Here is a 25,272-nt window from a genome sequence, read left to right as displayed (position 1 = left end):
TTATAATTTATAGAAAATTAAAATATAATCATGATTCTAGATGGAATACTTTCCCCGTTAGATAATCCGGCCAGTTCTTTTCAAAGAAAATAGCATTCAAATTATCTATTAATCGCAGCTCCCTTTCCTCTATAATGAACTCTTCGTTCAGCCAGCGAACCTGTAACTGCATTTTTCTATCTTGCTGCTGTTCAGCAATAAAACGGAAATCTGTCAGTTCGCCTTCACGGCCATAGGGTACATACTCTCCTTGGGCAGAGCATAGTACTCTGGCACCTCTACTTCCACCGCCACGTTTAATATAGGTATCCAACGCAAATAATAATGCTTCAGATGCTAACGCCATATGCCGCCATTGAAAACTCTGCGCCGTTTTATTGGGATGGGGAATAAATATACCGGTTTTCTTTATTTGTTGATTCAATGCATGTGCGGCCTGCAATGCCCCTTCAACTTGCTGTACATTACAAATAAAACCAGCATTATCGCTCATTCTTTGCTGAATTTCGGCCTTAATGCTCTCAATCGACCGCGATTGGGTTATTTCACTATTGCGCTGAATCTGAGCAATAATATCCAGAAGTTCAGATTGAAAATATCCGGTAATAGCGTTTCTGTCTGTTGCAGCAATATGCTTGGCACAGCGAATGCCAAATACCTGACCTGCATTTAATGCCGCGCCACCGGGACGGGTAACGCCGTGTGTTCCTGCTGCTTCGCCGATAGCATAACAGCCAGAAAGGGATGAATGGCCCCACGTATCAACGGCAATTCCACCGTTCATATGCTGATGATTGACGTTAAATGACAATGGGGCTTTAGTAATGTCATAACCATGCGACTTATAAAGCTCAATGGCCAGGGGATTCATTTTGCGTAACCGCTCGATCGGCTGCGCTAAACAAGCATCATTATTTTGTAAATAACGCTGAACGTCCTCATCAAGATCTTGTAGTGAGAACGGCGCATCACCCGTTACAGGCAAAGGGTTACGATTAAAATCCATATAAATTTTTCGTCCGGCCTGCGACTCGACGAAAATAGCGAGATCAACCAGACTGGAGCCAAAATCCAGCAGTCGGGAGGCATGAACCGGCCACTGGTAGCCCTTACGGAAAATGTTAGAAGCCAACTCGCGAGTGGTCCGGTAATACTGCGCAAGAAAGTTGTGCTCTTTCCCCGACGCGTCAACGGAATAAATATACGGCATACTCTGAACATAGGTTCCGGATAGATTCCAAGGAAAATCATCCCGACGCGTGCCTATACCAAACTGGTGTTCTGTCAGATTGACGGTGGCGATCCCTGCTTCAAGTGCTAATCCTAACGCACCAAAACAACGTTTCGGATAAACGCTATCACGAAATAATTCACCGGGGCCGCCAGCCGCCAGAACAACAGACGGACTCAGCATCAGACATAATCCCCAAGGATTATCGGTGCTCACGGCACCTTTTACCACCGCGACTACGCCAGCGACTCGTTTCTGTTCCCCTTCACCGTCCATCAGTAAACGGATCGCCGTAGCATGATCGACAAAAGGTACGCCCAAGAGAGCGGCTTCTTCGGCAAGAACTTTGACCATTAAGCGAGATGTACGTGGCCCACAGCTCGTGGCACGACCAGCTTCATCATGATCGGTTTGATAACGTAATACCGCACCGTAGCGATCCTCAGGTAACGGCAACCCGATGGTTTTCAGACCGATAAACGCCTCGATAGACCCTACAGCTTCAACATAGGCAGTATCGGCATCCATTGAACCGCCCGCGCCAATTGCCGATGCTAGCCGGGTAAAGTCATCCCCCCGGTTGCTCGTCGAGGCGGTATGCAATGTTTGCTTATCAGAACCAGAACACGCCGATGTTCCCCAGAATAATGTCTGGGTTGCAACCATCACGTCGACATGTTGTCGACGCAGTTCCACCGCAGCTCGTAAACCAGCTGCACCACTGCCTATCACCAGCGCCTGACTCCGGTACACAGGCAGTTGCCACTGGTCAATGGAAAGCACCTGTTCAGCCTCTGCCACAGGCATGTGACGCGGCATGGTGACATTCGTCAGATTGTCAAGGATAGATTGTGCGATCTCCGTCGTCATTGCGTACCTCTGGAATTTATTGGCAGCACGAATGCTATGCGTGCCGCGATAATCGATAAAGCGTTCTGGGTTATGAATAATGAACACAGAGCCTGTTCCGCACCTGTGTTCATTTATTTTATTCCTGCATGCGCGGCCCTAAGGTATGCCGGGCGTCTGAACGCCGCAGATTCGGATTTAACAGCAATCCAGATGACGCTGTTTGCAAGTCATCAATACGTCGTCAGGATCGCGCTGCCACCAGTCGTGCTGCGAAAAGATTTCAACCTCATGTAATCCTTCGTACCCTAATTTCTCCACTGCAATACGTGCTGCGCGAATATCAATCACGCCATCCCCCATCATGCCGCGATCAAGCAGCAGGTCTCTGGTAGGAACCAGCCAGTCACAGATATGGAAAGCCAGAATCCGTTTCTTCCCGGCTCGTTCCAACTGGGGGAAAAACTCGGGATCCCACCACGTATGGTACAAATCAACGGCCAATCCCAGCCCATCGTTGCCAAGTTCATCGCACAAGTCATTCGCCTGGCGCATCGTGTTGACACACGCCCGATCAGCCGCATACATCGGGTGCAATGGCTCAATCGCGAGCGGCATCGACATACGCCGGGCATAGTCCAGTAGATTTGCCAGACCATCCCTGACCTGATTACGCGCCCCCTGTAAGTCTTTCGAGTCGCCGGGCAAGCCACCTACGACCAGCACCAGACAAGATGAACCTACCTCCAGCGCTTCATCTACCGCACGCCGGTTGTCGTCATCCGCTTTCTTGCGCGCCGCTTCATCTTGTCCAGTAAACATGCCACCACGACAATACCCTGTTACCGTCAGGCCATTATCTCGAATACGGCGGGCCGTTTCTTTCAGGCCTAATTCCTGAACCTGATCTCGCCACGGCGAAATACCCCGAATTTCATGGCGTGCACAGCCATCAATGATTTGGTCCAATTTCCATTGTTGGCGCACAGTTGCCGTATTGATTGACAGCTGTTCACTCTTGGGTTGTTTGTCCATGACGGTTACCCTTACTCTGCCAGCGAGGGGACATCGACCCAGCGGCGTTCACGCCAGCTTTGCAACGCAAGTTCTACCAATTGAACGCCTTTGGCACCGGCCAACAAGTTCCAGCGGAAATCGCCTTCTCCCCAAACATGACGTAGGAAGAGCTCCCACTGAACTTTGAAAGCGTTGTCATAGTGCTCGGTATCCGGTACGGATGCCCAGTCCTGATAAAAATCATGTGTTTGGCGAACATCAGGATTCCAGGTTGGCTTAGGTGTATTAACTCTGGACTGTGTAAGGCAGTCGGTCAGGCCGGCAACAGCTGAACCATTGGTGCCATCAACCTGGAACGTGACCAGATCATCACGGCGTACGCGAACACACCATGAACTGTTAATTTGCACGATTACGCCATTATGTAATTCGAAAGTGGCATAGGCCGCGTCATCCGCCGTTGCCTCGTATGGCTTACCCTGCTCATCAATACGCTCAGGAATATGTGTGGCACCAACACAGCTCAGGCTTTTAATCTCACCAAACAGATTATCGATGACATAACGCCAGTGGCAGATCATATCGAGAATAATGCCGCCGCCATCTTCTTTGCGGTAGTTCCAAGATGGTCTCTGAGCAGGTTGCAGGTCACCTTCAAACACCCAGTAGCCAAATTCACCGCGCACCGATAGGACTTTGCCGAAGAAACCGGAGCGATCGAGCATTTGCAATTTTTGCAGTCCTGGCAGCCACAGCTTGTCCTGCACAACACCATGGCGAACACCTTTTTGTTCTGCAAAATGGTAAAGATCCATTGCTTCCACCAGACTAATAGCAATCGGTTTTTCACAGTAAACATGTTTTCCGGCCGCTATTGCTTTTTTCAATAGTGCAGGCCTTGCCTGTGTGGTTGCGGCATCAAAGAAAATAGTATCTGTCGGATTCGCCAATGCCGCATCAAGATCGGTACCCCAGCGAGTAATATTAAATTGCTTTGCCAGTGCCTCCATTTTTTCCGCATTACGACCAATAATAATCGGATCCGGTAATAGCTTATCGCCATTGGAAAGCTCTACGCCTCCTTGTTCCCGAATCGCAATAATAGATCGAATGAGATGTTGATTTTTTCCCATTCGACCGGTGACGCCATGCATAATAATACCAACAGGAATCGTTGCCATAATCTTCTCCTTAGAAATGAAGTTTGCTTAAACCGCCATCTACATCAATAATTTGACCTACAGTAAAAGGGATATTTCCGAGCGCCAACGTATAAACCGCTTTAGCAATATCCTGTGGGTGCCCCCACCGTTTCATTGGGACCAACCCTTCACCAATTAATTGGTCATATTTAGGTTTTACGGCCTGAGTCATATCAGTTTCAATAATCCCAGGACGAATTTCATAAACGCCGATGCCCTCTTCAGCAAGTCGCATAGCAAACAATTGAGTCACCATGCTGGCTGCCGCTTTGGAAACGCAGTATTCCGCCCGTGAAACAGATAAAATATGAGCGCTGCAAGATGTAATATTAATAATGGAGCGGTGCTGGTTATTTATTTCACCTTGCTGAATCATGAGGCGCGCCGCTTTCTGGCAGAAAAAAAACATGGAACGAGTATTTACAACCTGACAATATTCATAATTATCCGGTGTAATATCCAGCATATCCCCACGTACTTTTGCCGCCGTACCCGCGTTATTGACCAGACAATCTAGTCGTCCCCAACGCGCCTTCACGTTATCCAGCATAATTTGCTGCTGTGCAAGATCGGCAACGTCACCGGGACATGCCAGTGCATCAACACCATAAGATTGCAACTCTTCAACCAATTCTTGCTGTCTGGCGATTCCTTCGGTGGTATCACGTCCATTAATCGCTACATGGAATCCCGCGCGCGCCAGTTGAATCGCGCATTGCCTACCAATACCGCGTGTAGATCCTGTCACCAGGGCAACCGGAGAGTGAGACTGAACCATTTTCCCCTTCCTTCTATTGTTAAAACTCAATATCAACCATTTAGTTGAATGATGATTAAAGTATATATATCTGTGAGGAAGAAAAAATGATCCACATCTCAAATCAACCAAATGGTTAAATTTTGTAGGGAAGAGGTTATTCTCTAGAAATTCTGATAGGATAAATATTATTTTTCATTGGGATAGGAAGATTAATGATTAAGACAACGAAACGCCGCCACGATCCAAGTCTAACGCAGAGCTTGATCTTGCAGGCGGCCCGTAAGGAATTTGCCTCAAAAGGTTATGATGGCGCTCGCGTTGATCAAATTGCAAAAGTAGCAAAAGTAAATAAGCAATTGATTTATTATTACTTTAGTAACAAGGATACACTGTTTACTTTTGTTCTTGAGGCTGCCTATCGGGACATTCGAGAGAAGGAAGCAGCGCTAAAGCTCGATCATCTGCCAGCAATACAAGGTATTCTTACTCTGGTGGATTTCACTTGGCATTATTATCTGGAAAACCCTGAATTTATTCAGCTACTGAATAGTGAAAACCAGCTAAAAGCCAGGCACCTGAAAACATCCGAAAGCATTGTACCCTTGAACCACAGTTGGATTGATATCACGCAAAAACTCATTGAGCGCGGGCAGCAAGAAGGAGAAATTCGTGAGAATATCGATCCAATGCAGCTTAATATCACTATCTCGGCACTAGGTTTTTTTTATCTTATAAATCAAGCCACTCTCTCGATCCTTTATCAAACTGATCTCTTGGCCCCGCAAGCGCTAGAAAAACGGCTTGAGGCGATGAAAGAAACCATTGCCTGTTGGTTAAAACCCAGGTCATAGATGAATGGGCAAACAAGCTCACATCCTGCTTTACGATAATCCGTGATGGTATGCCGCCAAGTACAGGAAGTTTTCAATACTAGAATCAACCAAGATAGTTGGATTGAGTTTGGCAAAAGAAATGGATGAGCACATTATGTTGCATTAACTCCTGGTGTACCTGAATCGTAATCCTTTGAGTGTTTCCATTGCCTTATCAAGTGTACTCAATGTAAGCCCAGTCAGAGCGTCCGATAGCCTGCTTTCAGATATCGCCCTGCAATAAGCACCGGTGTATACGAGCGTTATCAGGTATTGGTTGATTTTATTACGTGCAGAGACAAGATTATGTAGCCATTCATAAGCCTGGACCAGGCGACAGACATTCAGTACCTGATACATCGTCATGACACCCCATATATCATATATATAGTGCAGTGGTCGTTGATCAATCGGTATTTTAATCGAACTCCCTTACAAAACACTACGCGGCTTTTGCTGGCAGACAGAGATAATCCGGTCAGATGCCAGACACAGCATTGAGACAGGTCTGTTACTCGGCACATCAGCACTACGACTTTCCCTCGCTTCTGGCCTGTCGTCAATACTTTCGACCCAGTGCTGCCTAAAGAGCCTCCTTGTCCAGCATAGTTTCAGCAAGTAACTTCTTGAGCCTGCCATTCTCATCTTCAAGAGACTTAAATCGCTTAACGTCCGCAATCTCCATGCTGCCGAACTTCTTACGCTCTGTGTAAACGTGACATCGGAAATCCCTGGCTTGCTCAGACTTCCGGCACAGGAGTACCCAGTTCAGCCGGCTTGAAGGCAAAAACAATCTGCGCTTCGATGAATCGCAACTTTTCATCCGCATAACCTACGTTCAAGGGAGTTGCTATCATGCCGGAATTCAGTTTCTGAATGGCGCAGGATTTTGGGTCGGGGTTTAGGAATAAACTCAGATCTGGCTCTAGGCCTGCAAATTTTAAGTTTCCCCTATAAATAGATATGTCACCTTTACGTCATTTTTCGATGTTATAACATCACAACAAGAACATGTGATGAAGAAAATTACCTATCTGATTGATTTTATTAAATTATATACCGTAACCCCGTCATGCACCGTATTGTATATAGCTTATTCCTTATTCATTGACAGGTAAATTAAGGTGGAACTCCATGAACAGTAAACATAGACTGACAAACGCATTATCCAAGATAACCATTCTTTCATTTGCACTCTTTGGCCTGTACGCTAATAGCACTCTGGCAGCAACCACATCAAGTGATGTGGTAAAAAACACCTAGGTCGAAAACACGTTATTGCATAGAACAGATTCCATTCAGAAATTAGAATCTGATAGTCTAAAAATAAAAAAAATTGACGTAGCGGAGATTGAAAAAAGTAATCAGCCCAATCGAATCACCTCTACGTTAAAAAAAAATACAGATACCAGTAGATCATTTCATTGGTTCACGTCTGATGCAATGCACAATCCAGTAGTATTGATTTCTACAAGTGCTGATATGAGAAACGCATTGGTGTTTCCAGCCCAAAAACGTGAAGTCAATAGTCATTATCTGCAACGAGATGCTGAAGGGTATTTTATTTATAAAAAGGTAAAAAAAGTAAATAATAAAGATGAAGTGATCGGCTATTTTACCGACAAAGATAAAAAAGAGATAAAATGGGAACCGGAAGATGAAGCTAAGAATAACGATGAAAAAATCGGTATTGATGTCACTGTCGTAAAAGAGACTATTTATGATGCGGATGCCGTTGGTTTAAAACCAGGCATGGCCTATTACTATCAGGTCGGTGAAAAGAATGGTGCATTGAGCGAGGTTGGGAAATTTAATACCGCTCAGGGTACTGATAAAACGGTAACGTTCATCCAATACACTGATACACAAAATGCCTATTGGAACGAACACAAAAGAAATGAAGCACAATTCGGTGCCGATACGCTTTATCAGGCGCAAAAGATAGTGCCAAACGCTGATTTTATCTTACATACCGGCGATTTCGTCGAAATAGCCGAGGTTGAAGATGAATGGCGTGACCTGATGAATCAGTCGCAAAAAGGCTTTTTGCAGATGAGTCTGGCTGTTGTTCCTGGCAATCATGATGAATACGGCTTGAATGCGAAAGAATTATTTCCTCAAAAATTCAATGAACATTTCAATTTGGATAATGCCGGTCCCATTGACGGTGGTTCCTATTATTCTTTCGACTACAATAATGCACATTTCATCGTGCTAAATACCAATGACTATAAGAACAAAGATAAAAAGGCATTGGGTGAACAACAGCTAAAATGGTTGAGATCCGACGTACAAACAGCAAGAGAGAAAGGTGCTAAATGGATCATTCTTACTTATCATAAGCCGTTATTTTCAAAATCATACCATTCTCTGGAAGATGCTGACGTTCAAAACGTACGGGATGATTTTATGAAAGCGATCGATGATCTCGATATCGATCTTGCTTTACAAGGGCACGACCATGTTTTTTCCAGAACTAAATCACTATTGTACGCGCCTAAAGCAGAGAGTTTCGTGAACGCTAGAATCGATCATGCGGATTTTAGCTATGACGAGAATAACCATAAAATACTAAAATCGCCCAAGGGTACTACATTCGTCATCCCCAATACGGGGGGAACGAAGGCCTATGATTCGCTCTTTAATGAATCATTGGAGCATATTCATAGCGTGCGTCCCAAGCTCAAATGGCTCACACAACCGCAGGTGGAGCATTATAACAATTTATTTGAAATCGGCTACCAGCCGCAGCGTTCCGAAAGATTTAAGACCAAGCACGAAAATTATCGTGACAGTTCTGAACAGAATTTCGCGGTATACAAAATAAGCGGCGATACGTTAACCGGTGAGATCTATCAGGTTTCCGGCGATTTATCTAAAGGAGAAGATAGACGCGTATTTTTAGTTGATAAATTCAGTATCGAAAAGAATAATCTTTAAAATTAAAATTATCCCCTAGTGAGTCATACTAAAGGTCAAAAGGAGAGCCTCTGCTCTCCTTAGACCTGGTTACTCTTGGCGGCTTAAATTCAGTCGTTACCCATATTCTTGATGTATTTCAATTAGTGATTCACAGCTCCGGTAAAAAGACCATCAAAGCGGCAAGCGGCGACGGAAAGGGGGGAACATTTGTCGGCCAACTTATGCTATCCGGCAAATATCCGCAAGGTGATTTACCCCCCAACACCATCGAATTGGTGCATCATCAGTTCAGGACGTTGACGAAAGCAAAAGGCGTATTCTCTAATGAGAACAATCTGTTGAATCTGCTTTATCTGGGACTGATGAATGCAAGGGAAAAAGGGGCAATGCCAATCCAGAACTGGAACTTGACCTCGTAGAATAGCGTTCCGTCTAATTTAGTAAGAGCCCGAACAATGAAAGCACTGCCGACTGAGAAATGAATCCTGCATAGTCTATTCAAATGGCTTCAAACTTCGTATCGTTGAGCGGGCTCCCAAGTCAACGCTGCAAGAATAGTGCGAGAAAACAGTGTTGCCCATAACTTTATTTTTAAGTGGCTTCGATTTTGGCAAAGTTAAGGATGTGTATCAGGCAGTCTGCTGGCAACTATCTGCCATCCAGCCCGCTATTGTTACCTGTTGAGCTCGTGCGGTAAGCAGCACCATCAGACACAGATATGCGATAGTATCATCATGAAACAACGTAGCAGACGAGAAGCTCTGGTCGATGCCTGCCATAACCTCCCCAAGTCGATGGAAGTAATGGCGGGTTACTGACATCAACAGTGTGAACCTTGTCGTCGTTTCTGTTGTCTTTACCTACGTAGGCATCTGACTTCAATGGATGCCCTCGAGAGCGTGCAGTATACGTCTGCGTCCTGTAGATGCCTTCTCGGTGATAAGGACCGGGATCCAAGAATAACGTTAAATAACAGAGTGTTATTCACATTCACTTAAAATCCCCCCCTCTTTCAGATGAGATTTAAGATGAAAAAACAAAAATTCGGCGATGTGCTGCGATGCCAGCCCCAATTAAAATCGTTTAATCCTTGGCGACCACGCGGCCTCAAAACGTCTTCGCTTATTCTATTGTTTTGCCTGGGTGTTGCAGGCTGTGCACCCGGCCCCGCTCCGGCTCCCGTACCGCCACCAGCACCGATACCAGCCCCAGCCCCAGTACCGCTAGCCCCAGTACCGCTCCCCCGATAAGGATATTTATCATAGCCTGGTGAGCGTAGTACCGCGCCCCAGGCACAAATCAGGCTACAGCTATATGACGGGAATACTCGCCGCTCATGACGTGAATACGATCTCCTCATTCAGCCTCTCCCCTCTTCAAACTTGAGAGATTAGGAAGCGAAAATCATACGTCCTCGGGGTCTTTAAGGCACGACTTGCAAGGCTCGGAATGAGCTAGCTTATGCAGAAAAGCCCTAGCACTAGCAAAAGCTAAACGCTGCTGCCTCCATGTGTTTGCTCTGCTCATTAAGTCAGTCCCAAACGCTGAAAGCCTTAGCAGATGGGGGAATACAATACTTACTGAGGGTTCACAAGAATATATCTGCATTTCGGCAGAAACAGCTTTAATCATATTCATGTCATTTACTCACCTGGTCAGCGCAGTCAATGTAAAAGTATGGTACTGGCTGCTTCAGGAAGATAGGACATCACATCACTACAGGTACGTTCTCTAAACCTTCCCCCCATTGCTTAACTCTCTCGCTGACTTGACCGTGCAAGGCGCTATCGTTCAAGCGCTCCGAGCACCTCGGCCAGCGTATTCAGCGCATCCTCCTGCATCGAAGCATGAGCGATATTGAACCGCATGTGTGAAGCATACGCCCGATCCATTGAGAACACGCCTCCAGGCGCGGTCAGGATGCCGCGCGAGGCCAGTTGCTGAGCGACCTCCTTCGCATCCACGCCATCGCCAAGCGATGCCCATAGGAACATGCCGGATGACGCCGAATTTATCTTACAGCCCATTGATAAAAGTGTCTCCCGAACCCTGTTACGACGAGTATCAAGCTGCGAACGCAACATTTCACAGTGCTGCCGATAGCTGTCTTGGGCCAGAAAGTGATGCATGAACAGATCGGTCAGCACAGGCCCGTGGACGGCGCCCACAGCCCGATACATCAGAATGCGTTCGATCTGTTCGGGACTGGCCGCCAGGAACCCCGAGCGCAAACTGGGGGAAATCGTTTTGGAGAAGCTGCCGATGTGAATGACACGCTCCAACTGGTCCAGCGCGGCCAGTCGCGCCACGTTGCCGGAAGCAGCGGGCGGCAACAGATCTCCGTAGGAGTCATCATCGACGATCAGCATGTCAAAGGCCTCCGCGATCTTGAGAATCTGATGGGCCTTATAGGGCGACATACTGGTCGAACTGGGATTCTGTAACACCGAGCTACAAAATAACGCCCGTGGCCTGTATTTCTCGCAAGCCGCCAGCAACGCCTCAATGTCTGGCCCATCCGACTGTCGGGGAATTCTGACAATCTCGAGTCCGCTGGCCATCATGCGATCGATATGGATGAATGGCCCTGGCGCTTCAGCGATCACATAGTCGCCGGGATAGAAATTGGCCCAGACGGCTAAATGCAGCGCATCGGCCGCCCCAGAGGTGGTAATGATCTGGGAAGCATGTGTCTGGATGCCCTGTTCAAGCAGTTTCAGCCGCAATTGCTGGCGCAACTGTTCATACCCGCGTGGATCGGCCTGACCAGTAAGGGGTACCGACGATACCTCCCGCAAAGCCAGCCCAATGGCTTCATGCGGCAGCCATAGATCGGGCAATGAACCGCCGCCGAGGTCTGCATGACAACCTTCATTGAAGAGCAGTTGTTGCTTGATCTGGCTCACATCCGGGATACCGGATATGGAAGGATGGCGCTTCTTCGCAGCGGGTTGTTTGCTCACGACGAAAAAGCCGGCCCCGCGGCGCGCTTCCAGATACCCCAGCGCCACCAGCTTGTCATAGACACGCAGCACAGTCTCATTGCTGACGCCGCGTTCCTGGGCATAGCGGCGCACGGAGGGCAGACGTGCGCCGACCGCCAGGGTGCCGTCATGAATGCGGCGTACCACATCCCCAGAAAGCTGGCCTACGAGCGTATGGGTGCGCGAGGTACTTTGACTGCGGTCAATCGTCGCCGCTGCGGTGGCGTTTTTTTTCGGAGTGCGAGTCATAATTCTCTATTTAACATGGCAATAAGTTGTCAGGAATGGGTCATGCCGGATTTTCGCACCGTAGCAGACGGGCGGCCATCTGCGCAACGGCAATTCGCCAACTGTCCCAGCCGGGACCGAATGCACCGTTATGATGCAAAGCAAGCACCAATAAAGGGAAAGTCTGCCGAACGCGGTTACTATGACATAGTAATATCATCATATTGCAACAAACACTTTTCCAAAAAAGCTCTGTATCAGATAAATATCCCCCACTTATTTAGTGAGGGTAAAATCCATTTAAATCAACAACAAAATCGAAAGTCCTGTTTTTTTTCATGCTATTAAAGTAGAAATAAATTGCATAAACAAATACTGGAATGGTATTTGCTAATACATACCAGCAGCGGCAAACTGTACCAAACAATTTAAAAAGATGACCGTAAGAACAGCACAACATTAAAAGAGAGGATCATAAGTGTTCAGAACAGAATCTCGCGAAAACAGCGGAGCCGCGCGATCCGCCTCCCCCATTCTGCGTAAGACCGCTTTGTGCGTGGCTCTCGGGCTTATTCTGGCAGAGATTCCATTCGCACAGGCTCAGGAACCGGCCCCCGTTGCGGTGGACGCCGTGATCGACTACGCCATTCCCGCCGGACCGCTGGCCTCCACGCTGCGGGAAATTTCCCGGGTGAGCGGCCAGGGTATCCGTTTTGAGACCCGAGACGTGCAGGATCACCAGGCACCGGCCGTGCAGGGGCATCGTAACGTCGTGGCCGCCGTTCAGGAGGCAATCTCGCTCAGCGGACTGACCATGACGGTACTGGCTAACGGCAACGTGGCCGTATTCATGCCCGAGTTGGATAAAGTAACCGTGACCGCCGAGCGCAGCGAGGCTGAAACGGGTTTCAAAGCCTCACGTTCCGAGACCGCAACACGCAGTGGTGCCGACCTGCTGGACGTGCCTCAGGCCGTCACAGTCGTCACTGCCAAAGTTATTGAAACCCAACAGGCCAAGAGCGTGCAAGAGGTCCTGAAGAACGTCGCGGGCGTGGTGACACGAGAGAGCGCACAGGGTCTACCCAGTTACAGCATTCGTGGCTTTACTCAGACCAGTACCCTCTCTAACGGGATAACCGATCCGTACTCCAGTTTTACCAACATCGCCGGCATCGATCGGGTCGAAGTGCTCAAAGGTCCGCAGGCGATCCTTTCCGGGAGCGATTCACTGGGCGGAGCCGTTAATATTGTCACCAAAAAACCAACCGCCGAGACGGTGCGCGATGTCACCCTGTCATACGGCTCGCATCAGGATCGCAGCGGCACGCTGGATCTGGCCGGGGCGCTGACCGACGACAAAAAGCTCAGCTACCGTCTGATCGGATCGCTGGCGAAGGCCAGTTACAACGAAGGCGGATACAAAGGCCGCGATGATAAATACCTGCTGTCGCAGTTGCGCTGGAAGGACGAGGCGACCGACATCACAGTGGGCGCCTCTTACGGCGAACAGTTCTCGCCCCAAGGGCGCTATACCTTCGCGCTTAACGGTGGCATCCAGCCGACGCCCACTATGCGGTTTGGCAGCAAAGACAGCGGCGTCAACCTGAGGGGCAGAACGTTTTTCTATAGTCTGGAACACGCTTTCTCTCCTCACGTCACTTTTGTCAGCCACTTACAGCGCTCGCTGACCATGCAGGATCTCAACGTTTTCCTGCCGCTATATCCGGTTAATGAGGCTGACACGATCCTGAGATATTCAAACACCAATACTGTCACCAACATTCGGACCACCAGCGGCGACCATTACCTGCGTTTCGATTTTGACACCGGCCCGCTTTCGCACACGCTATCGACCGGTATCAACCACACGAACACCCACACGAGCCTCGACACTTACTCCGGGAACAGTTTCTCGGTATCCGCGTATGATAATGCGCAGTACAATTTCATCCCTCTGACGCGTGACGACAACTCCCTGTTCTCGCGCTATTCCGGTAACGAGCAGCAATACGCCCTGTTTGCTCAGGAACTGCTCCGTTACGGTGACTGGAGCGTTCTGGTCGGATTGCGCAGAACTAAATACGAAAGCGGCCCCTACTCAACTGACTATACACAGAGCAACACTTCCAGCGATACGTCGAAAGACTCCATGAGCAAGACGACGCCTAATCTTGGGCTGGTCTATAACGTCACAGCGAATACCTCGGTGTACACGAGCTACTCCGAAGGTTTCTCGCCACAATTCACTTCAACCGCCCGTTGCGGCGGCGGAACGAATTACGATCCGATGGAGACGGTGAACAAAGAATTAGGATTCAAGCACAATTCCTCAGATGGTGCCTTCGCCCTAAGCTCAGCAGTGTTCCAACTGGATCAGAACAATCGGCTGGAATATGACAATGCCGGCAGTTGCTACTACCAGCGCGGCGCGAAACGCGTGCGGGGTTTTGAATTCGAATCCTCCGGCCGCCTGACTGAAGGCTGGAACCTGATCTTCAACTACACCTATGCCCAGTCCAAGGATCGGGAGAAGGCCACCGAAGTGGCCGGCGCGGAGCCGCGCCATCAGGCTAGCCTGTGGACGACCTATGATTTCCAGTCCGGTGCCTTGAGTGGTTTCGGGCTCTCTGGCGGGATCTCGGCTTACAGCAAATCACGTCTCGGCACGACGGGAAGCTCTCCGATGGTACCTGGAGGCGCACGAGTCGATGTCGGTGCTTCCTATGCGCGCGATGACTGGTCGCTGCGGCTGGGCGTGCAGAACCTGTTCGATAGCGACCTGTACGGCTACTCCGTCACGACGCTCTACGTACCGGTTAAGCAGGGACGTACCGCCACCCTAACCTTCACCAAGAGCTTTTAACGACGATGCGGTCATCTGTGCAAGTAGACGGGGCGTCACAGCCCCTCATCCCTCCTGCGGACGGACGCCCTGGCGTCCTGCAAATCCTATTGCCCTACTGGAAGTCGCGCGAAAGCTGGAAGGGCTGGATCCTCCTTGCTGTATTGCTGGTGCTGATGTTTGGCGGTATCTACGTCATGGTGTGGGCTAACCAGCTTGACGGCCAGGTCGTCGACGCCATGGTCGCCCGCCAGTGGGATGGGCTATGGCAGGTTCTCCTGCTGGCGCTCGGGGCCGGCATACTAACGGTGGTGCTCAAGCTGCTCTCGGGTTATCTCGGACACGAGATGCTCAAATACCAATGGCGTAGCTGGATGACCGAGTGGTATTTGTCGGCCTGGACGCGGCACCGCGCCTATTACGGTATCGAGCGCGACGGCAGTCTGGATAACGCCGACCAGCGCATCGCGCAGGATATCGAGGAGTTTATCCAGCTCTCCCTGACGCTGTCACTCAGCACTATAAATGCCGTGGTGACGAGCGTGACCTTCACCGTTGTGTTGTGGAAACTGTCGGGCACGCTGGAGTTCAGCCTGGGCGGGCATGAGTTCGCTATCCCGGGCTACATGGTCTATCTGGCTTATGCCTACGTGCTGGGCAGCCTGCTCGTTTCGCACTACGTCGGTCGTCCTCTCATCGGGCTGTTCAACCGCAAACAGACGGTCGAGGCCGATTTCCGCTACCGCGGCATGCAACTGCGCGAGAATGCCGAGCAAATCGCGTTCTACGATGGCGGCGAACGCGAGCGTCAGCGTCTGCTCGCTGCTTTTGGAAACGTCAAGGATAACTGGCGCGACATCATGATCTGCACCTGCAAAATGATGTTTGCGCGCGATGTGTACGTACAGATCGGCTCGATCGTACCCACCCTCGGCGCGCTACCACGCTACCTGTCGGGCGCGATTACCTTAGGCGACGTAACCCGGCTTACTGGCGCGTTCAACACGCTCAATGCCAACCTGTCGTTTTTCACCCAGGCCTACGTCGGTTTCGCGCAGTGGCGCGCGGTGTCCAATCGCCTGCGCGACTTGTCGGCCGCCATCCACCGAATCGAGCGGATGCCCGAGAACATCACGGTGGAGCGCCATGACGAATCGTTCATTTGCAGCACCGGGCTGACGCTAACGCGGCCCGACGGCGAGACTATCTCCACCATTCCCGCATTGCGGATCGGTACTGGCGAACGCTGGCTGATTCGAGGCGTGTCCGGCGCGGGCAAGAGCACCCTGCTGCGCGCAATCGCTGGCATGTGGCCCTACGGTAGCGGCCGCGTCGCAATGCCGGGAAACGCGCATCTCATGTTTCTGCCTCAGCGTAGCTACATCCCCTACGGCACGCTGAAGGCGGCGTTGTGCTACCCCGGCGAAGTCTGTCAATTCGACGATCAGGCCTGCCGCAACGTGCTGACCGCAGTCAGACTGGGAGCGATCGTTGAACGGCTCGGCGATGAAGACCGCTGGCAGCACAAACTGTCCGGTGGTGAGCAGCAGCGCCTGGCAATCGCGCGCGCGCTGCTGCACTCCCCGGATTTCCTGTTCCTGGACGAGGCGACCAGCGCGCTTGATCCCGAAACAGAAAGCTTGCTTTACAACATGTTGCTGGAGCGGCTGCCACTCGCCACGCTAGTCAGCGTGGCACACCGGGAATCGCTGCGGGATTTTCACGACCATGTATTTGACATCGGGGCATCAGGTCAGGATGTCGCGGGCGGCGAATCTCACGCCGGCCAGAACCCGACGTTATCCACCTAACAAAAATAAGGAATTAACCATGTCATCCTCTTCCATCGCGCATCTCACGACCGAGTCATTTGATGACACCATTCAGGCCGGCGGCGCAATACTGCTCGACTGCTGGGCCGATTGGTGCGCGCCGTGTCGGGCGCTGTCGCCGCTCCTGGAGAAGCTGGCCGACGAATACGCCGACACCTTGCGCGTGGCCAAACTTAACGTCGAAGAGCACAAGGAACCATCCCGCCGTCTGGCGGTACGCAATCTGCCTACGTTGTTGCTATTCCGAGATGGCCAGGAACTGGCCCGCCGTAGCGGCCTGCTGACGCTGCCGCAATTGCGCGAATGGCTGGCCCGCTTCGACATAACCCCCTCCGCCGTCGTCAGTACCAGCGACAATGCGGCGGGGCCGCTGTCGCCGGGAGGCGCCTTCTACGGCGACACCGAGCTGAAGGAATTTCTGGTACAGCGCCTACAGCGCCATGCCGCCGCAGGTGAAGTGACCATTTCGCGGTTTCCCTACTGGCACGAAGGCAAGGGCACGGTGACGGGCGCATTGGTGCACCATCAGAATGGCCGGATATTTGAACGCATAACCGGCCTGCCGTTTTCGCTAGGCTGCGCGCTGCACTTCACCGATGTGACCACCAGGGAAGGGATCGAGCAGGTGTTTGGCGCAATCCGTCCCGGCAGTAACCTGGACGGCGTTGCGCCGGCGCTGCTCGAGTCCTGGCTGAACGACGAGACTGTTGACTGGCCGAAGCTGCTGGAACACGATCCGACGCTGGTGAACCTACGCGAACAGTGGCTGCGCCTGCTGCGCGCCGAACGCGCTGGCGAGAACGTGTCACCGTCGCAGTGGCACGCGCTGCGTCAGACAGCGACGGAGCAGGACTATAAGCAGGAGCCACGCAAAACGATCCAGCACACCTTTGCCAGTCTGATCGCGCAGATGAGTCCGCTGCCTGCCCCAGACGACGAGGCCGCATGGAGCAGCGTGTTCATGATGCAGGGGGGACAACTGACGTTCGCCATCCTGCAGAGCGCCCAAGGCTGGAGCAGCGAGGATATCGCCATGGACGCGATGCGTTTCCATTGGCTCAGAGAACGCGCCAAGCCCGATGCCGAAGGCAATCTGGACGAGGAGCAACTGCGGCAACTCCGCGCCGAGTGGGAAGGCGAACACGCCGACTGGATGCGCTTGAACGAGACGTTTTTCAGCCAGTACGAAGCGCTACTTGCGCCGTACAAAGCGCGTCTACGTGTCAAGCTGGCTATCTTGCTGCAAGCTGCGCCGACGGCATAACGCCGGCCTCATAGAGAATGGAGGGCGGGGTTCCGCCCTACGTAACAACCAGAAACTGCAATATGAAACATCAGGAGAATTACGTGCCCAATTCCGTTTCCCCCGCCGCGGGCTCATCAGCCTGGCAAACCAGCGGTCCGACGCCGACTGAAGGAAAGGTGCCGCCGTTGATACCGCGCGCACATCTGTTCGCCAATCCGGCGCGCGCTGGCATCAGCATCAGCCCTGACGGGCACTGGCTGGCCTGGCTGGCCGACGACTGTGGGGTGATGAATATTTGGGCCGCGCCACGCGACAACCCTGACGCCGCGCGCCAACTCACCTTCGACCACCACCGCGGCATCAGTGGGTTCAGTTGGAGTTATGTGCCGAACCTGCTGCTGTTTTCTCAGGATCGAGACGGCGACGAGAACTGGCGTCTGTTCGGCGTGGACATCGCCAACGCGCAGGTGAGTGAACTGGTTCCGGTCAAGCCCGGCGCTCGCATAGGCGTGTTCGCGCTCAGTCGGATCCACCGCAACGAGATACTGGTTAACGTCAACGAGCGCGATCCGCGCTACGCAGACCTGTATCGGCTGGATCTGCGCAGCGGAAAACTGACCTTGGTGGAGGAGAATCCAGGCTTCGCCGCCTATCTGGCCGACGACGATTATCGGGTACGCCTGGCGATGCGCAACACCGCCGACGGCGGCAGAGAACTGCTACGGCGCGACGCTGACGGTCGGTGGCAACCGTGGCTCCACTTCCCTGCCGAGGATGCGAACAGTTCCGGGCCTACCCATTTCAGCGCTGACGGCCGCACGCTGTATTTCCGCGACAGCCGTGGCCGCGACACCGCCGCGCTGGTCGCATTCGACCTGGCAAGCGAAACGTGGACGGTACTCGCTGAGGATCCGCGCGCCGACATCGGCGGCACCATCGGCGATCGCCGCGACTACCGTCCGCTGGCCTACGGCGTGACCTACGAGCGTTACCGCCTGCATGTGCTGGACGAGTCGATCCGCGCCGATGTCGAATTTCTCAACGCGCAGAGCATTGGCGAATGGGGCCTGGCCGGTCGCACTGAGAACGATAATCTGTGGTTGATCGCCGCGTCTTCCGATGTGCACCCCAGCGCGTCGTACCTGTATGACCGTCGGGCACGCTCGTTGACCAAACTGCTGGATGTGCGCCCGCAACTGGTCGACGCGCAGTTAGCGCGCATGCAGTCTACCGTAATCACGGCGCGAGACGGACTGAAGCTGGTTTCCTATCTGACCGTGCCGGCGGAGGCCGACATCGGCGAATTGCACGCAAGCCGACCGCTGCCGCTAGTGCTGCTGGTGCACGGCGGTCCCTGGTCGCGCGACAGCTTCGGCTATAACGCGATGCACCAGTGGCTGGCCAACCGCGGCTATGCGGTACTGTCGGTCAACTTCCGCGCCTCCACCGGTTTCGGCAAGGCCTTCCTCGACGCAGGCAACGGCGAATGGGGACGCAGGATGGACGAGGATCTGGAGGACGCAGTGGAGTGGGCCATCGGCCGTGGCATCGCCGATCCTGCGCGGCTGGCGATCTTCGGCGGCAGCTATGGCGGTTACGCCGTGCTCTCGGCACTGACGCGTTATCCGGGGCGCTACGCCTGCGGCATTGATGTAGTCGGTCCGTCCAATCTGGAAACACTGCTGGCCGCCATCCCGCCATACTGGGAGGCAATGCGGGCAATGCAATACCGCGCCATCGGCAATCCGGAAACTGCGGAAGGCCGTGCACTGCTGCATGAACGTTCGCCGCTGCATCGGGCGGCGGCGATCCGAGCGCCGCTGCTGATCGCCCAGGGAGCCAATGACCCGCGCGTGCGTCAGGCCGAATCCGAGCAGATGGTTGCGGCGCTGAAAGACAACGGCATCCCCGTGACCTATGCGCTGTACCCGGACGAGGGACACGGTTTCGTGCGCGAGGCCAACCGGATGTCATTCAACGCATTGGTGGAGGGCTTCCTCGCCCGTCATCTTGGCGGCCGCGCCGAACCCTGGACGATAGAAGATTTTCCCGGTACTTCGCTGCGCATCGTCGAGAACGATGTGCCGCCGGGCGGCCACGCTAACCGTAAGAGCTCAGATTTACCATGATCCGTCAATTACCCCGTAAAAACCTCCGGCAGCGTCTGCCTGGCATTATTGTCGTGGTGTTGCTGCATATTGTCGTCGGATACCTGCTGCTCAACGGTCTGGCGCGCAAGGTGGTCGAGAAGGTGATCGAACAGCCGCTGGTCGTCAGTCTGATCGAAACGCCCAAATCCGTTCCCACATCTCCGCCAGCGCCACAGCCGGAGCCGCCGAGACCCGATCCAAAACCGGAACCGGAACCGGAACCGCCGAAGCCTGAACCGCCGAAGCCTGAACCAAAACCGGAACCGCCGAAACCAAAACCGAAACCGCGCCCGCAGCAACCCGCTCCGACGCCTGTCTCTCCGACACCACCGGTGGAGACGACACAGCCCGTATCCGCTCCCGCGCCAGTTACCGCGCCGAGCGCCCCCGCAGCGCTGCCGGTTACCTCTATCGCCGTGGTTTGTTCCAATCACGCCAGCGTCCGGAACAGCGTGCCTTACCCGAGCATGGCGAAACGCCGCAACGTGCAGGGAACGGTGGTGGCCGAGTTCACGGTGTCCTCGCGTGGACAGGTGGAAAACGTGCGTATCGTCAGCTCAAGCAACGCCGTTTTTGACGACGCCGTCCTCGAAGCGGTACAGCGTTTCAGATGCAGCGGTCAGAGCGCGCCAGTGCGCATCCGAGTGCCTTTCGAGTTCAGTCTACGATGACCGAACGATGCTTATAAACTTGTTGTTTCGTTATTTATCAGGAGAAACCATGTTCCACGCCTATTCTGCTCCGCGCACCCCGCGCCGTTTCTTATTCGGCATCCTGCTCGCAGGGCTGTCGCTGCTCGCCATTGTGCCGGGCGGTCGTGCCATCGCGCAACCGTCTGTTAACACGCCGGATGTCAGTGCCACGATGGCCGCCACGCCAATTCAGAACGAGACCGTTGCCTCTCAGGGAACTGATGCCATGGCGCAGCCCGTAGTTGATGGTGCGACGCACCATAATGCGGTTCCCGTCGCACCGGGCGGCAGTACCGTAGCGCAGAGCGCGGTCAGTGCGCCCGCGGTTACGGCGACTGACGCGCAGAAGCCGGTCGTCGAGATTGAAAATCCTTATGGCGTCAAAGCCATGTGGGAACAGGGCGATTTTGTCTCCAAAAGCACGCTCATCATTCTGATTATCATGTCCGGCGCGAGCTGGTACATCCTGCTGAACAAACTGGTGGAACAACGCAACATGCGCCGTCAGGTTCTGTTGGTGCAGCGCGATTTTTGGCGTCAAGCGGATCAGTCGAACCTGGACGTGGCCAGCCGGGATCTGCCCGAAACCAGCGTATTCCGCTATGTCGCCCGTTCCGGTATGGTGGCGCAACGCCAATACGAAGGCGCGCTGGCGCAGCAGATCGATCTTAATACCTGGTTGAGCCAGTCCATCAGTCAGGCGATCGATATTGTGGGCGACCGTCTACAAGGCGGTCTGTCGGTGCTGGCCACTGTGGGGTCGACGGCGCCGTTCATCGGGTTGTTCGGAACCGTCTGGGGGATCTATCACGCCCTCACCGCCATCGGCATCGCTGGACAGGCCAGTATCGACAAAGTCGCTGGCCCGGTGGGGGAATCCTTGATTATGACGGCTTTCGGTCTCGCGGTAGCGGTACCTGCTGTGCTGGGCTACAACTGGCTGATCCGCCTCAACAAGGGCGTGCTTGATGAAGTCCGCACTTTTGGCGGCGAACTGCATACGGTACTACTAGGTGGCAAAGCCACCTCCGTTTTGGGAGATTGACGCATGGCGATGAATGTCGGCCACGACAGCGGCGATGAACTGCTTTCCGCCATCAATACCACGCCGCTGGTGGATGTGATGCTGGTGCTGCTGATCATTTTTCTGATCACTATCCCCGTCGCAACGCATACGGTCCCGGTGTCGCTGCCCAAGCAGAATAACCACCCCCGAGAGTCTCTGGCGCAAGATATCAACATCTCCGTCACGAGCAATGGCACAGTGTTCTGGGATGCACAGCCACTGACCGAGACGGCGCTGGCCGATCGTCTCGCCAGCGTCGCGCAAAAGCAGCCTCAGCCGGTCATCCATATCCACGGCGATGCGCGGGCCGCCTATGAGCCGATCGGTAGGGTGGTGCTGGCGGCGCAGCGGGCTGGCATCGAAAAACTGGGTTTCGTCACCGAGCCTCGTCCCCGCCACTGACGGGAGGATTCATCATGGCCCTGAAAACAATCAAAAAACGGCAGGAACCGCAAGTGATGATAGAGATCAACACCACGCCACTGATCGACGTGATGCTGGTGCTGCTGATCATGCTCATCATCACCATTCCGGTGCAACTGCACTCGGTCAAGTTAGATCTGCCGATAGCAACGGACACACCGCCGCCGCAGGAAAAACCCCAGGTAGTCAGCATCCGTATCGAACCAGACAGCACCATCCTTTGGGACAGACAACCTGTCGCACTGGAGCAGTTGGAAACCCGACTGGAGGCCATTGCGCGCCTTGCCGATACGCCCGAATTGCATATCCGGCCCGATCGCGCCGCCAACTATGGCACGGTGGTGGCGGTGATGGCGGCGATCCAACGCCATGGACTCGAGAAGATCGGTCTGGAGGGGGCAGAGCAGTTCGAACCCTGATCGCGCTTAGGCTTCCCGCACTTTATTGAGCTATTTATCCAGGAGCAAACATGAGAAAGACAAGACACTGCCGGTTGCTGATTTTCGGCTCCGGCCCCTCGGGCTAGGCGGCCGCCATTTATGCTGTGCGCGCCAATCTTCAGCCCGTGGTTATCGCTGTTTTGCAACATGGTGGCCAGTTGACCACCACCACCGAAGTCGACAACTGGCCCGGCGCTCCCGCAGGGTGTAATAGGTCAGGAACTGATGTCGCGCATGCGCAGCGCTTCAACACGGAAGTGGTGGACAACCATATCCAGAAGACCGAGCTGTCGCGGTGCCCGTTTTGCCTGAACGGCAACGAACGGGAATACACCTGCGACGTGCTGCTCATCGCCATCGGTGCCACCGCAAGGTACCTCGGACGTCCTTCGGAAGTGGATTTCATTGGACGCCGCATATCGCCCTGCGCCATGTGTGACGGCGCTTTCTACGAAGATCAGGGTGTCGTGGTGTTCGGCACCGGCAATACGGCGGTGGAAGAGGCGCTGTACCTGACCAATATCGCCCGCAAGGTTTATCTGGTGCACCACCGCGATACCCTGCGTACGGAGAAAATTATGCAGGACAAGCTGTTCGCGAAGATCGCGTCCAGGACGACCAGAGCGGGGGACGGGCGTGCGGCTGCTCTCGATACTTTGGGATCTCGCTTTTGGCTTCGAGTAAATCCCACGCATGCTGCTCGTTGTTATCGGGGTTTCTGGTACGTGGCCACTGATACAAGCTGTGTGCGGCCCCCTAGCCGGTCGGAAATTCCGGTAAAGAAATAACCCCGTTCCGTGATCTGACTGACAGCTTCTTCTTCAAATTCAGGTGTAAATAGTGGTGTGTCCACGCGCTCCTCCTATGCCTAAATTTTAGGGCTGGATCGTCTACCGGCACAGGGGCATCCATGTCTCCTTTACACGGTCATGATAATCCTCTTCAGTCGTCGGCAATAAATATCAAAACCAACGATAATCGTTTAATTCATCGCTGAAAACCGGAGAATGGCACAAAATAACAACAATTTATAAACCCAGACTCAAGGTACCTTCTACTGCTTTCTGGAAAACTGAATAGTTCAAGGTCACAACCTCTTCTTCTGACAACCCCGAGCCTCGGAAGATGAATACGGTTAACGTCCAGAATGAAATTCTGAAACCCAGCAGGCCTTCCGTTATAGTGAAATTTCAGATAACCGCCCGCAGGGATTGTAATTTCCATCTCATTTTTACAGCGGCAAGCATCTTTTTCCTCTTCCATAGATGTAATATAACGAATATCCACGATTCTGGGGGTGTTTGGGCTTGAATGAAATTCAGTTACTCCCCAGGCCTGTTGAGGGAGGAAATAATTGTCACGTAAATGCCGGCGAAAAAAACGGTATCTGACGTCCATGTTGAAAAGCTCGAATTTGTCCAGATCACAGGAAAATTTGTTAAGCGTCCCAGAGAGGACGCGACAAGGCATGAATACGACTTCCGGTTTTCTAACTGGGTATACGGTCTTATGGTAAGGCGGGAAAAGTTGCGAACAGTCCCACTCACTTATCCTGCGATAACGTCCCGGAGGCTGCCCGAAATGCCCCCTGAATGCACGGGTGAACGTCTGTTGTGATGAAAAACCATATTTTATCGCAACATCAATGATATCTGACCCGGTGAATCTGAGTTCTGCCGCTGCGCAGGATAACTGCCGACGGCGTATATATTCACCCAGCGTCATTCCGGTTGACTTCAGATAAGTCCGTTGCAGATGCCATTTGGAATACCCTGACTTTGACGCAACCTCATCGATGGTGAGCCTGGTACTAAGCTGCGTCTCAATCCACGCAACAAGTTCCGATATCACGTCATGATTCATCACTCATCCCCCTTTCTTTCAAGGACCATATCAAACACAAGATTCAGTGCATCCGTGCCTTTGCGTAACGGAAGGATATTTTCCGGCATCAGCGTCCCGGTTCTGAGTGCACCAATAAAAACATAGAAAATCAGCGGTGTCAGTGTTTCTGCCTCGGTATCAGCTTTCACTTCTCCGCAGGCCTTCCCCCTCAGAACAGCAACGTGGATCAGGCCCAGTAGTCTGCCCGCACTGTTTTCACCCAGCAGATCTTCGGGACATTCGCTGCCAAAAACAGCCAGCTCGATTGCATTTCTCAGATGTCTGTTCTTCTGAACTTCCTTCAGCCCTCTGAGCATGCAATACCGCAGGTTGGAGACAGGCTTCGTGCTACGGCTGACGGCCTCCGCTTCTGTAAAAAAGACAAAAGGTACCCGTTCAATAACTTCTCTGAGCAGATCGTGTTTTTCACTGAAATGCCAGTAAATAGCGCCTCGGGTGCATCCGGCTCTCGCAGCAATCATCTGTAAGGTTGTACGCGTTATCCCTTTTTCCCGGAAGCACTCCTCTGCCGCATCAAGTATCTGCCGCCGGGTTTGTTCTGCTTCCAGTCTGGTTCTTCGCATATCGGGTTCCCCACTGTTAACCTGGTGTCAGCAATGTAAGGCGCTTTA

Annotated in this window: 19 protein-coding genes and 3 pseudogenes; 12 read left to right on the top strand and 10 right to left on the bottom strand. The window is 52.8% G+C overall.

What is annotated here, in order from left to right; all coding sequences use genetic code 11:
* Positions 1 to 28: 28 nt before the first annotated feature.
* The 4 genes from ACKQAD_RS13095 to ACKQAD_RS13080 all read right to left on the bottom strand — a co-directional run bounded on the left by ACKQAD_RS13095 (position 29) and on the right by ACKQAD_RS13080 (position 5,077).
* On the bottom strand, positions 29 to 2,101 hold the full coding sequence (locus tag ACKQAD_RS13095; RefSeq protein ID WP_409160568.1) for an FAD-binding protein: 2,073 nt from the start codon (positions 2,099 to 2,101) through the stop codon (positions 29 to 31).
* A 177-nt stretch (positions 2,102 to 2,278) separates the two neighbouring features.
* Positions 2,279 to 3,115 (bottom strand): sugar phosphate isomerase/epimerase family protein, encoded by an 837-nt coding sequence (locus ACKQAD_RS13090; RefSeq protein ID WP_409160560.1) that lies wholly within the window; start codon positions 3,113 to 3,115, stop codon positions 2,279 to 2,281.
* An 11-nt stretch (positions 3,116 to 3,126) separates the two neighbouring features.
* Complete coding sequence (locus tag ACKQAD_RS13085) at positions 3,127 to 4,278, bottom strand: Gfo/Idh/MocA family protein (protein WP_409160559.1); 1,152 nt, start codon at positions 4,276 to 4,278, stop codon at positions 3,127 to 3,129.
* A gap of 10 nt (positions 4,279 to 4,288) precedes the next feature.
* A complete protein-coding gene (locus ACKQAD_RS13080; RefSeq protein ID WP_409160558.1) occupies positions 4,289 to 5,077 on the bottom strand; it encodes a 3-ketoacyl-ACP reductase in 789 nt (262 codons plus the stop codon).
* Positions 5,078 to 5,271: 194 nt separating this feature from the next.
* Between ACKQAD_RS13080 and ACKQAD_RS13075 the strand changes: the two genes are divergently transcribed.
* A complete protein-coding gene (locus ACKQAD_RS13075; protein WP_409160557.1) occupies positions 5,272 to 5,910 on the top strand; it encodes a TetR/AcrR family transcriptional regulator in 639 nt (212 codons plus the stop codon).
* A 276-nt stretch (positions 5,911 to 6,186) separates the two neighbouring features.
* On the opposite strand, the pseudogene ACKQAD_RS13070 reads toward ACKQAD_RS13075, so the two are convergent.
* A pseudogene (locus tag ACKQAD_RS13070) lies at positions 6,187 to 6,386 on the bottom strand (IS3 family transposase); the annotation flags it as partial.
* An 823-nt stretch (positions 6,387 to 7,209) separates the two neighbouring features.
* On the opposite strand from ACKQAD_RS13070, the gene ACKQAD_RS13065 reads away from it, so the two are divergent.
* Together ACKQAD_RS13065 and ACKQAD_RS13060 are read left to right on the top strand one after the other, a co-directional pair.
* The gene (locus ACKQAD_RS13065) at positions 7,210 to 8,871 is read left to right on the top strand and encodes a purple acid phosphatase family protein (protein ID WP_409160556.1); all 1,662 of its coding nucleotides are present in this window, start codon (positions 7,210 to 7,212) and stop codon (positions 8,869 to 8,871) included.
* A 125-nt stretch (positions 8,872 to 8,996) separates the two neighbouring features.
* On the top strand, positions 8,997 to 9,272 hold the full coding sequence (locus tag ACKQAD_RS13060) for a hypothetical protein (RefSeq protein ID WP_409160555.1): 276 nt from the start codon (positions 8,997 to 8,999) through the stop codon (positions 9,270 to 9,272).
* Positions 9,273 to 9,975: 703 nt separating this feature from the next.
* Here ACKQAD_RS13060 and ACKQAD_RS13055 read toward each other — a convergent pair.
* A complete protein-coding gene (locus ACKQAD_RS13055) occupies positions 9,976 to 10,116 on the bottom strand; it encodes a hypothetical protein (RefSeq protein WP_409160554.1) in 141 nt (46 codons plus the stop codon).
* Positions 10,117 to 10,637: 521 nt separating this feature from the next.
* Positions 10,638 to 12,086: an aminotransferase-like domain-containing protein gene (locus ACKQAD_RS13050; protein WP_409160553.1), complete on the bottom strand. Its 1,449-nt coding sequence runs from the start codon at positions 12,084 to 12,086 to the stop codon at positions 10,638 to 10,640.
* A gap of 457 nt (positions 12,087 to 12,543) precedes the next feature.
* Here ACKQAD_RS13050 and ACKQAD_RS13045 point away from each other — a divergent pair, with 457 nt between their 5' ends.
* The 9 genes and pseudogenes from ACKQAD_RS13045 to ACKQAD_RS13005 form a co-directional block, all read left to right on the top strand.
* The gene (locus ACKQAD_RS13045) at positions 12,544 to 14,928 is read left to right on the top strand and encodes a TonB-dependent siderophore receptor (protein ID WP_409160552.1); all 2,385 of its coding nucleotides are present in this window, start codon (positions 12,544 to 12,546) and stop codon (positions 14,926 to 14,928) included.
* 89 nt (positions 14,929 to 15,017) lie between these two features.
* A complete protein-coding gene (locus ACKQAD_RS13040; RefSeq protein WP_409160551.1) occupies positions 15,018 to 16,718 on the top strand; it encodes an ABC transporter ATP-binding protein/permease in 1,701 nt (566 codons plus the stop codon).
* Between the two features lie 19 nt (positions 16,719 to 16,737).
* Positions 16,738 to 18,003: a thioredoxin family protein gene (locus tag ACKQAD_RS13035; protein ID WP_409160550.1), complete on the top strand. Its 1,266-nt coding sequence runs from the start codon at positions 16,738 to 16,740 to the stop codon at positions 18,001 to 18,003.
* A gap of 62 nt (positions 18,004 to 18,065) precedes the next feature.
* Positions 18,066 to 20,114, top strand: a complete 2,049-nt coding sequence (locus tag ACKQAD_RS13030) for a S9 family peptidase (RefSeq protein WP_409160549.1) — start codon at positions 18,066 to 18,068, stop codon at positions 20,112 to 20,114.
* Complete coding sequence (locus ACKQAD_RS13025; protein ID WP_409160548.1) at positions 20,111 to 20,806, top strand: energy transducer TonB; 696 nt, start codon at positions 20,111 to 20,113, stop codon at positions 20,804 to 20,806. Before ACKQAD_RS13030 ends, ACKQAD_RS13025 begins: the two co-directional genes overlap by 4 nt.
* Positions 20,807 to 20,855: 49 nt before the next feature.
* Positions 20,856 to 21,872 carry a MotA/TolQ/ExbB proton channel family protein gene (locus tag ACKQAD_RS13020; RefSeq protein WP_409160547.1) on the top strand — a complete coding sequence of 339 codons (1,017 nt, stop codon included), beginning with the start codon at positions 20,856 to 20,858 and terminating at the stop codon, positions 21,870 to 21,872.
* Between the two features lie 3 nt (positions 21,873 to 21,875).
* Positions 21,876 to 22,295: an ExbD/TolR family protein gene (locus ACKQAD_RS13015; RefSeq protein WP_409160546.1), complete on the top strand. Its 420-nt coding sequence runs from the start codon at positions 21,876 to 21,878 to the stop codon at positions 22,293 to 22,295.
* Between the two features lie 14 nt (positions 22,296 to 22,309).
* Positions 22,310 to 22,735 carry an ExbD/TolR family protein gene (locus tag ACKQAD_RS13010; protein WP_409160545.1) on the top strand — a complete coding sequence of 142 codons (426 nt, stop codon included), beginning with the start codon at positions 22,310 to 22,312 and terminating at the stop codon, positions 22,733 to 22,735.
* A gap of 125 nt (positions 22,736 to 22,860) precedes the next feature.
* Positions 22,861 to 23,295, top strand: a pseudogene (locus ACKQAD_RS13005) (FAD-dependent oxidoreductase); the annotation flags it as partial.
* 103 nt (positions 23,296 to 23,398) lie between these two features.
* Here the strand turns inward: ACKQAD_RS13005 and ACKQAD_RS13000 are convergent.
* The 3 genes and pseudogenes from ACKQAD_RS13000 to ACKQAD_RS12990 form a co-directional block, all read right to left on the bottom strand.
* Positions 23,399 to 23,609, bottom strand: a pseudogene (locus ACKQAD_RS13000) (transposase); the annotation flags it as partial.
* A gap of 134 nt (positions 23,610 to 23,743) precedes the next feature.
* A complete protein-coding gene (locus ACKQAD_RS12995) occupies positions 23,744 to 24,619 on the bottom strand; it encodes a helix-turn-helix domain-containing protein (protein ID WP_409160544.1) in 876 nt (291 codons plus the stop codon).
* Positions 24,619 to 25,224 (bottom strand): TetR family transcriptional regulator, encoded by a 606-nt coding sequence (locus tag ACKQAD_RS12990; protein ID WP_409160543.1) that lies wholly within the window; start codon positions 25,222 to 25,224, stop codon positions 24,619 to 24,621. Before ACKQAD_RS12990 ends, ACKQAD_RS12995 begins: the two co-directional genes overlap by 1 nt.
* Positions 25,225 to 25,272 lie beyond the last annotated feature (48 nt).

It is taken from the genome of Pectobacterium artocarpous, from assembly GCF_046159765.1.
Classification (GTDB): domain Bacteria; phylum Pseudomonadota; class Gammaproteobacteria; order Enterobacterales; family Enterobacteriaceae; genus Pectobacterium.
This window is presented reverse-complemented; position numbering and strand designations above follow the sequence as displayed.

Coding starts and splice junctions, on each gene's coding strand:
- ACKQAD_RS13095 (WP_409160568.1), bottom strand. CDS start 2,101: ATGACGACGGAGATCGCACAATCTATCCTTGACAATCTGACGAATGTC.
- ACKQAD_RS13090 (WP_409160560.1), bottom strand. CDS start 3,115: ATGGACAAACAACCCAAGAGTGAACAGCTGTCAATCAATACGGCAACT.
- ACKQAD_RS13085 (WP_409160559.1), bottom strand. CDS start 4,278: ATGGCAACGATTCCTGTTGGTATTATTATGCATGGCGTCACCGGTCGA.
- ACKQAD_RS13080 (WP_409160558.1), bottom strand. CDS start 5,077: ATGGTTCAGTCTCACTCTCCGGTTGCCCTGGTGACAGGATCTACACGC.
- ACKQAD_RS13075 (WP_409160557.1), top strand. CDS start 5,272: ATGATTAAGACAACGAAACGCCGCCACGATCCAAGTCTAACGCAGAGC.
- ACKQAD_RS13055 (WP_409160554.1), bottom strand. CDS start 10,116: ATGATAAATATCCTTATCGGGGGAGCGGTACTGGGGCTAGCGGTACTG.
- ACKQAD_RS13050 (WP_409160553.1), bottom strand. CDS start 12,086: ATGACTCGCACTCCGAAAAAAAACGCCACCGCAGCGGCGACGATTGAC.
- ACKQAD_RS13035 (WP_409160550.1), top strand. CDS start 16,738: ATGTCATCCTCTTCCATCGCGCATCTCACGACCGAGTCATTTGATGAC.
- ACKQAD_RS13030 (WP_409160549.1), top strand. CDS start 18,066: ATGAAACATCAGGAGAATTACGTGCCCAATTCCGTTTCCCCCGCCGCG.
- ACKQAD_RS13025 (WP_409160548.1), top strand. CDS start 20,111: ATGATCCGTCAATTACCCCGTAAAAACCTCCGGCAGCGTCTGCCTGGC.
- ACKQAD_RS13020 (WP_409160547.1), top strand. CDS start 20,856: ATGTTCCACGCCTATTCTGCTCCGCGCACCCCGCGCCGTTTCTTATTC.
- ACKQAD_RS13015 (WP_409160546.1), top strand. CDS start 21,876: ATGGCGATGAATGTCGGCCACGACAGCGGCGATGAACTGCTTTCCGCC.
- ACKQAD_RS13010 (WP_409160545.1), top strand. CDS start 22,310: ATGGCCCTGAAAACAATCAAAAAACGGCAGGAACCGCAAGTGATGATA.
- ACKQAD_RS12995 (WP_409160544.1), bottom strand. CDS start 24,619: ATGAATCATGACGTGATATCGGAACTTGTTGCGTGGATTGAGACGCAG.
- ACKQAD_RS12990 (WP_409160543.1), bottom strand. CDS start 25,224: ATGCGAAGAACCAGACTGGAAGCAGAACAAACCCGGCGGCAGATACTT.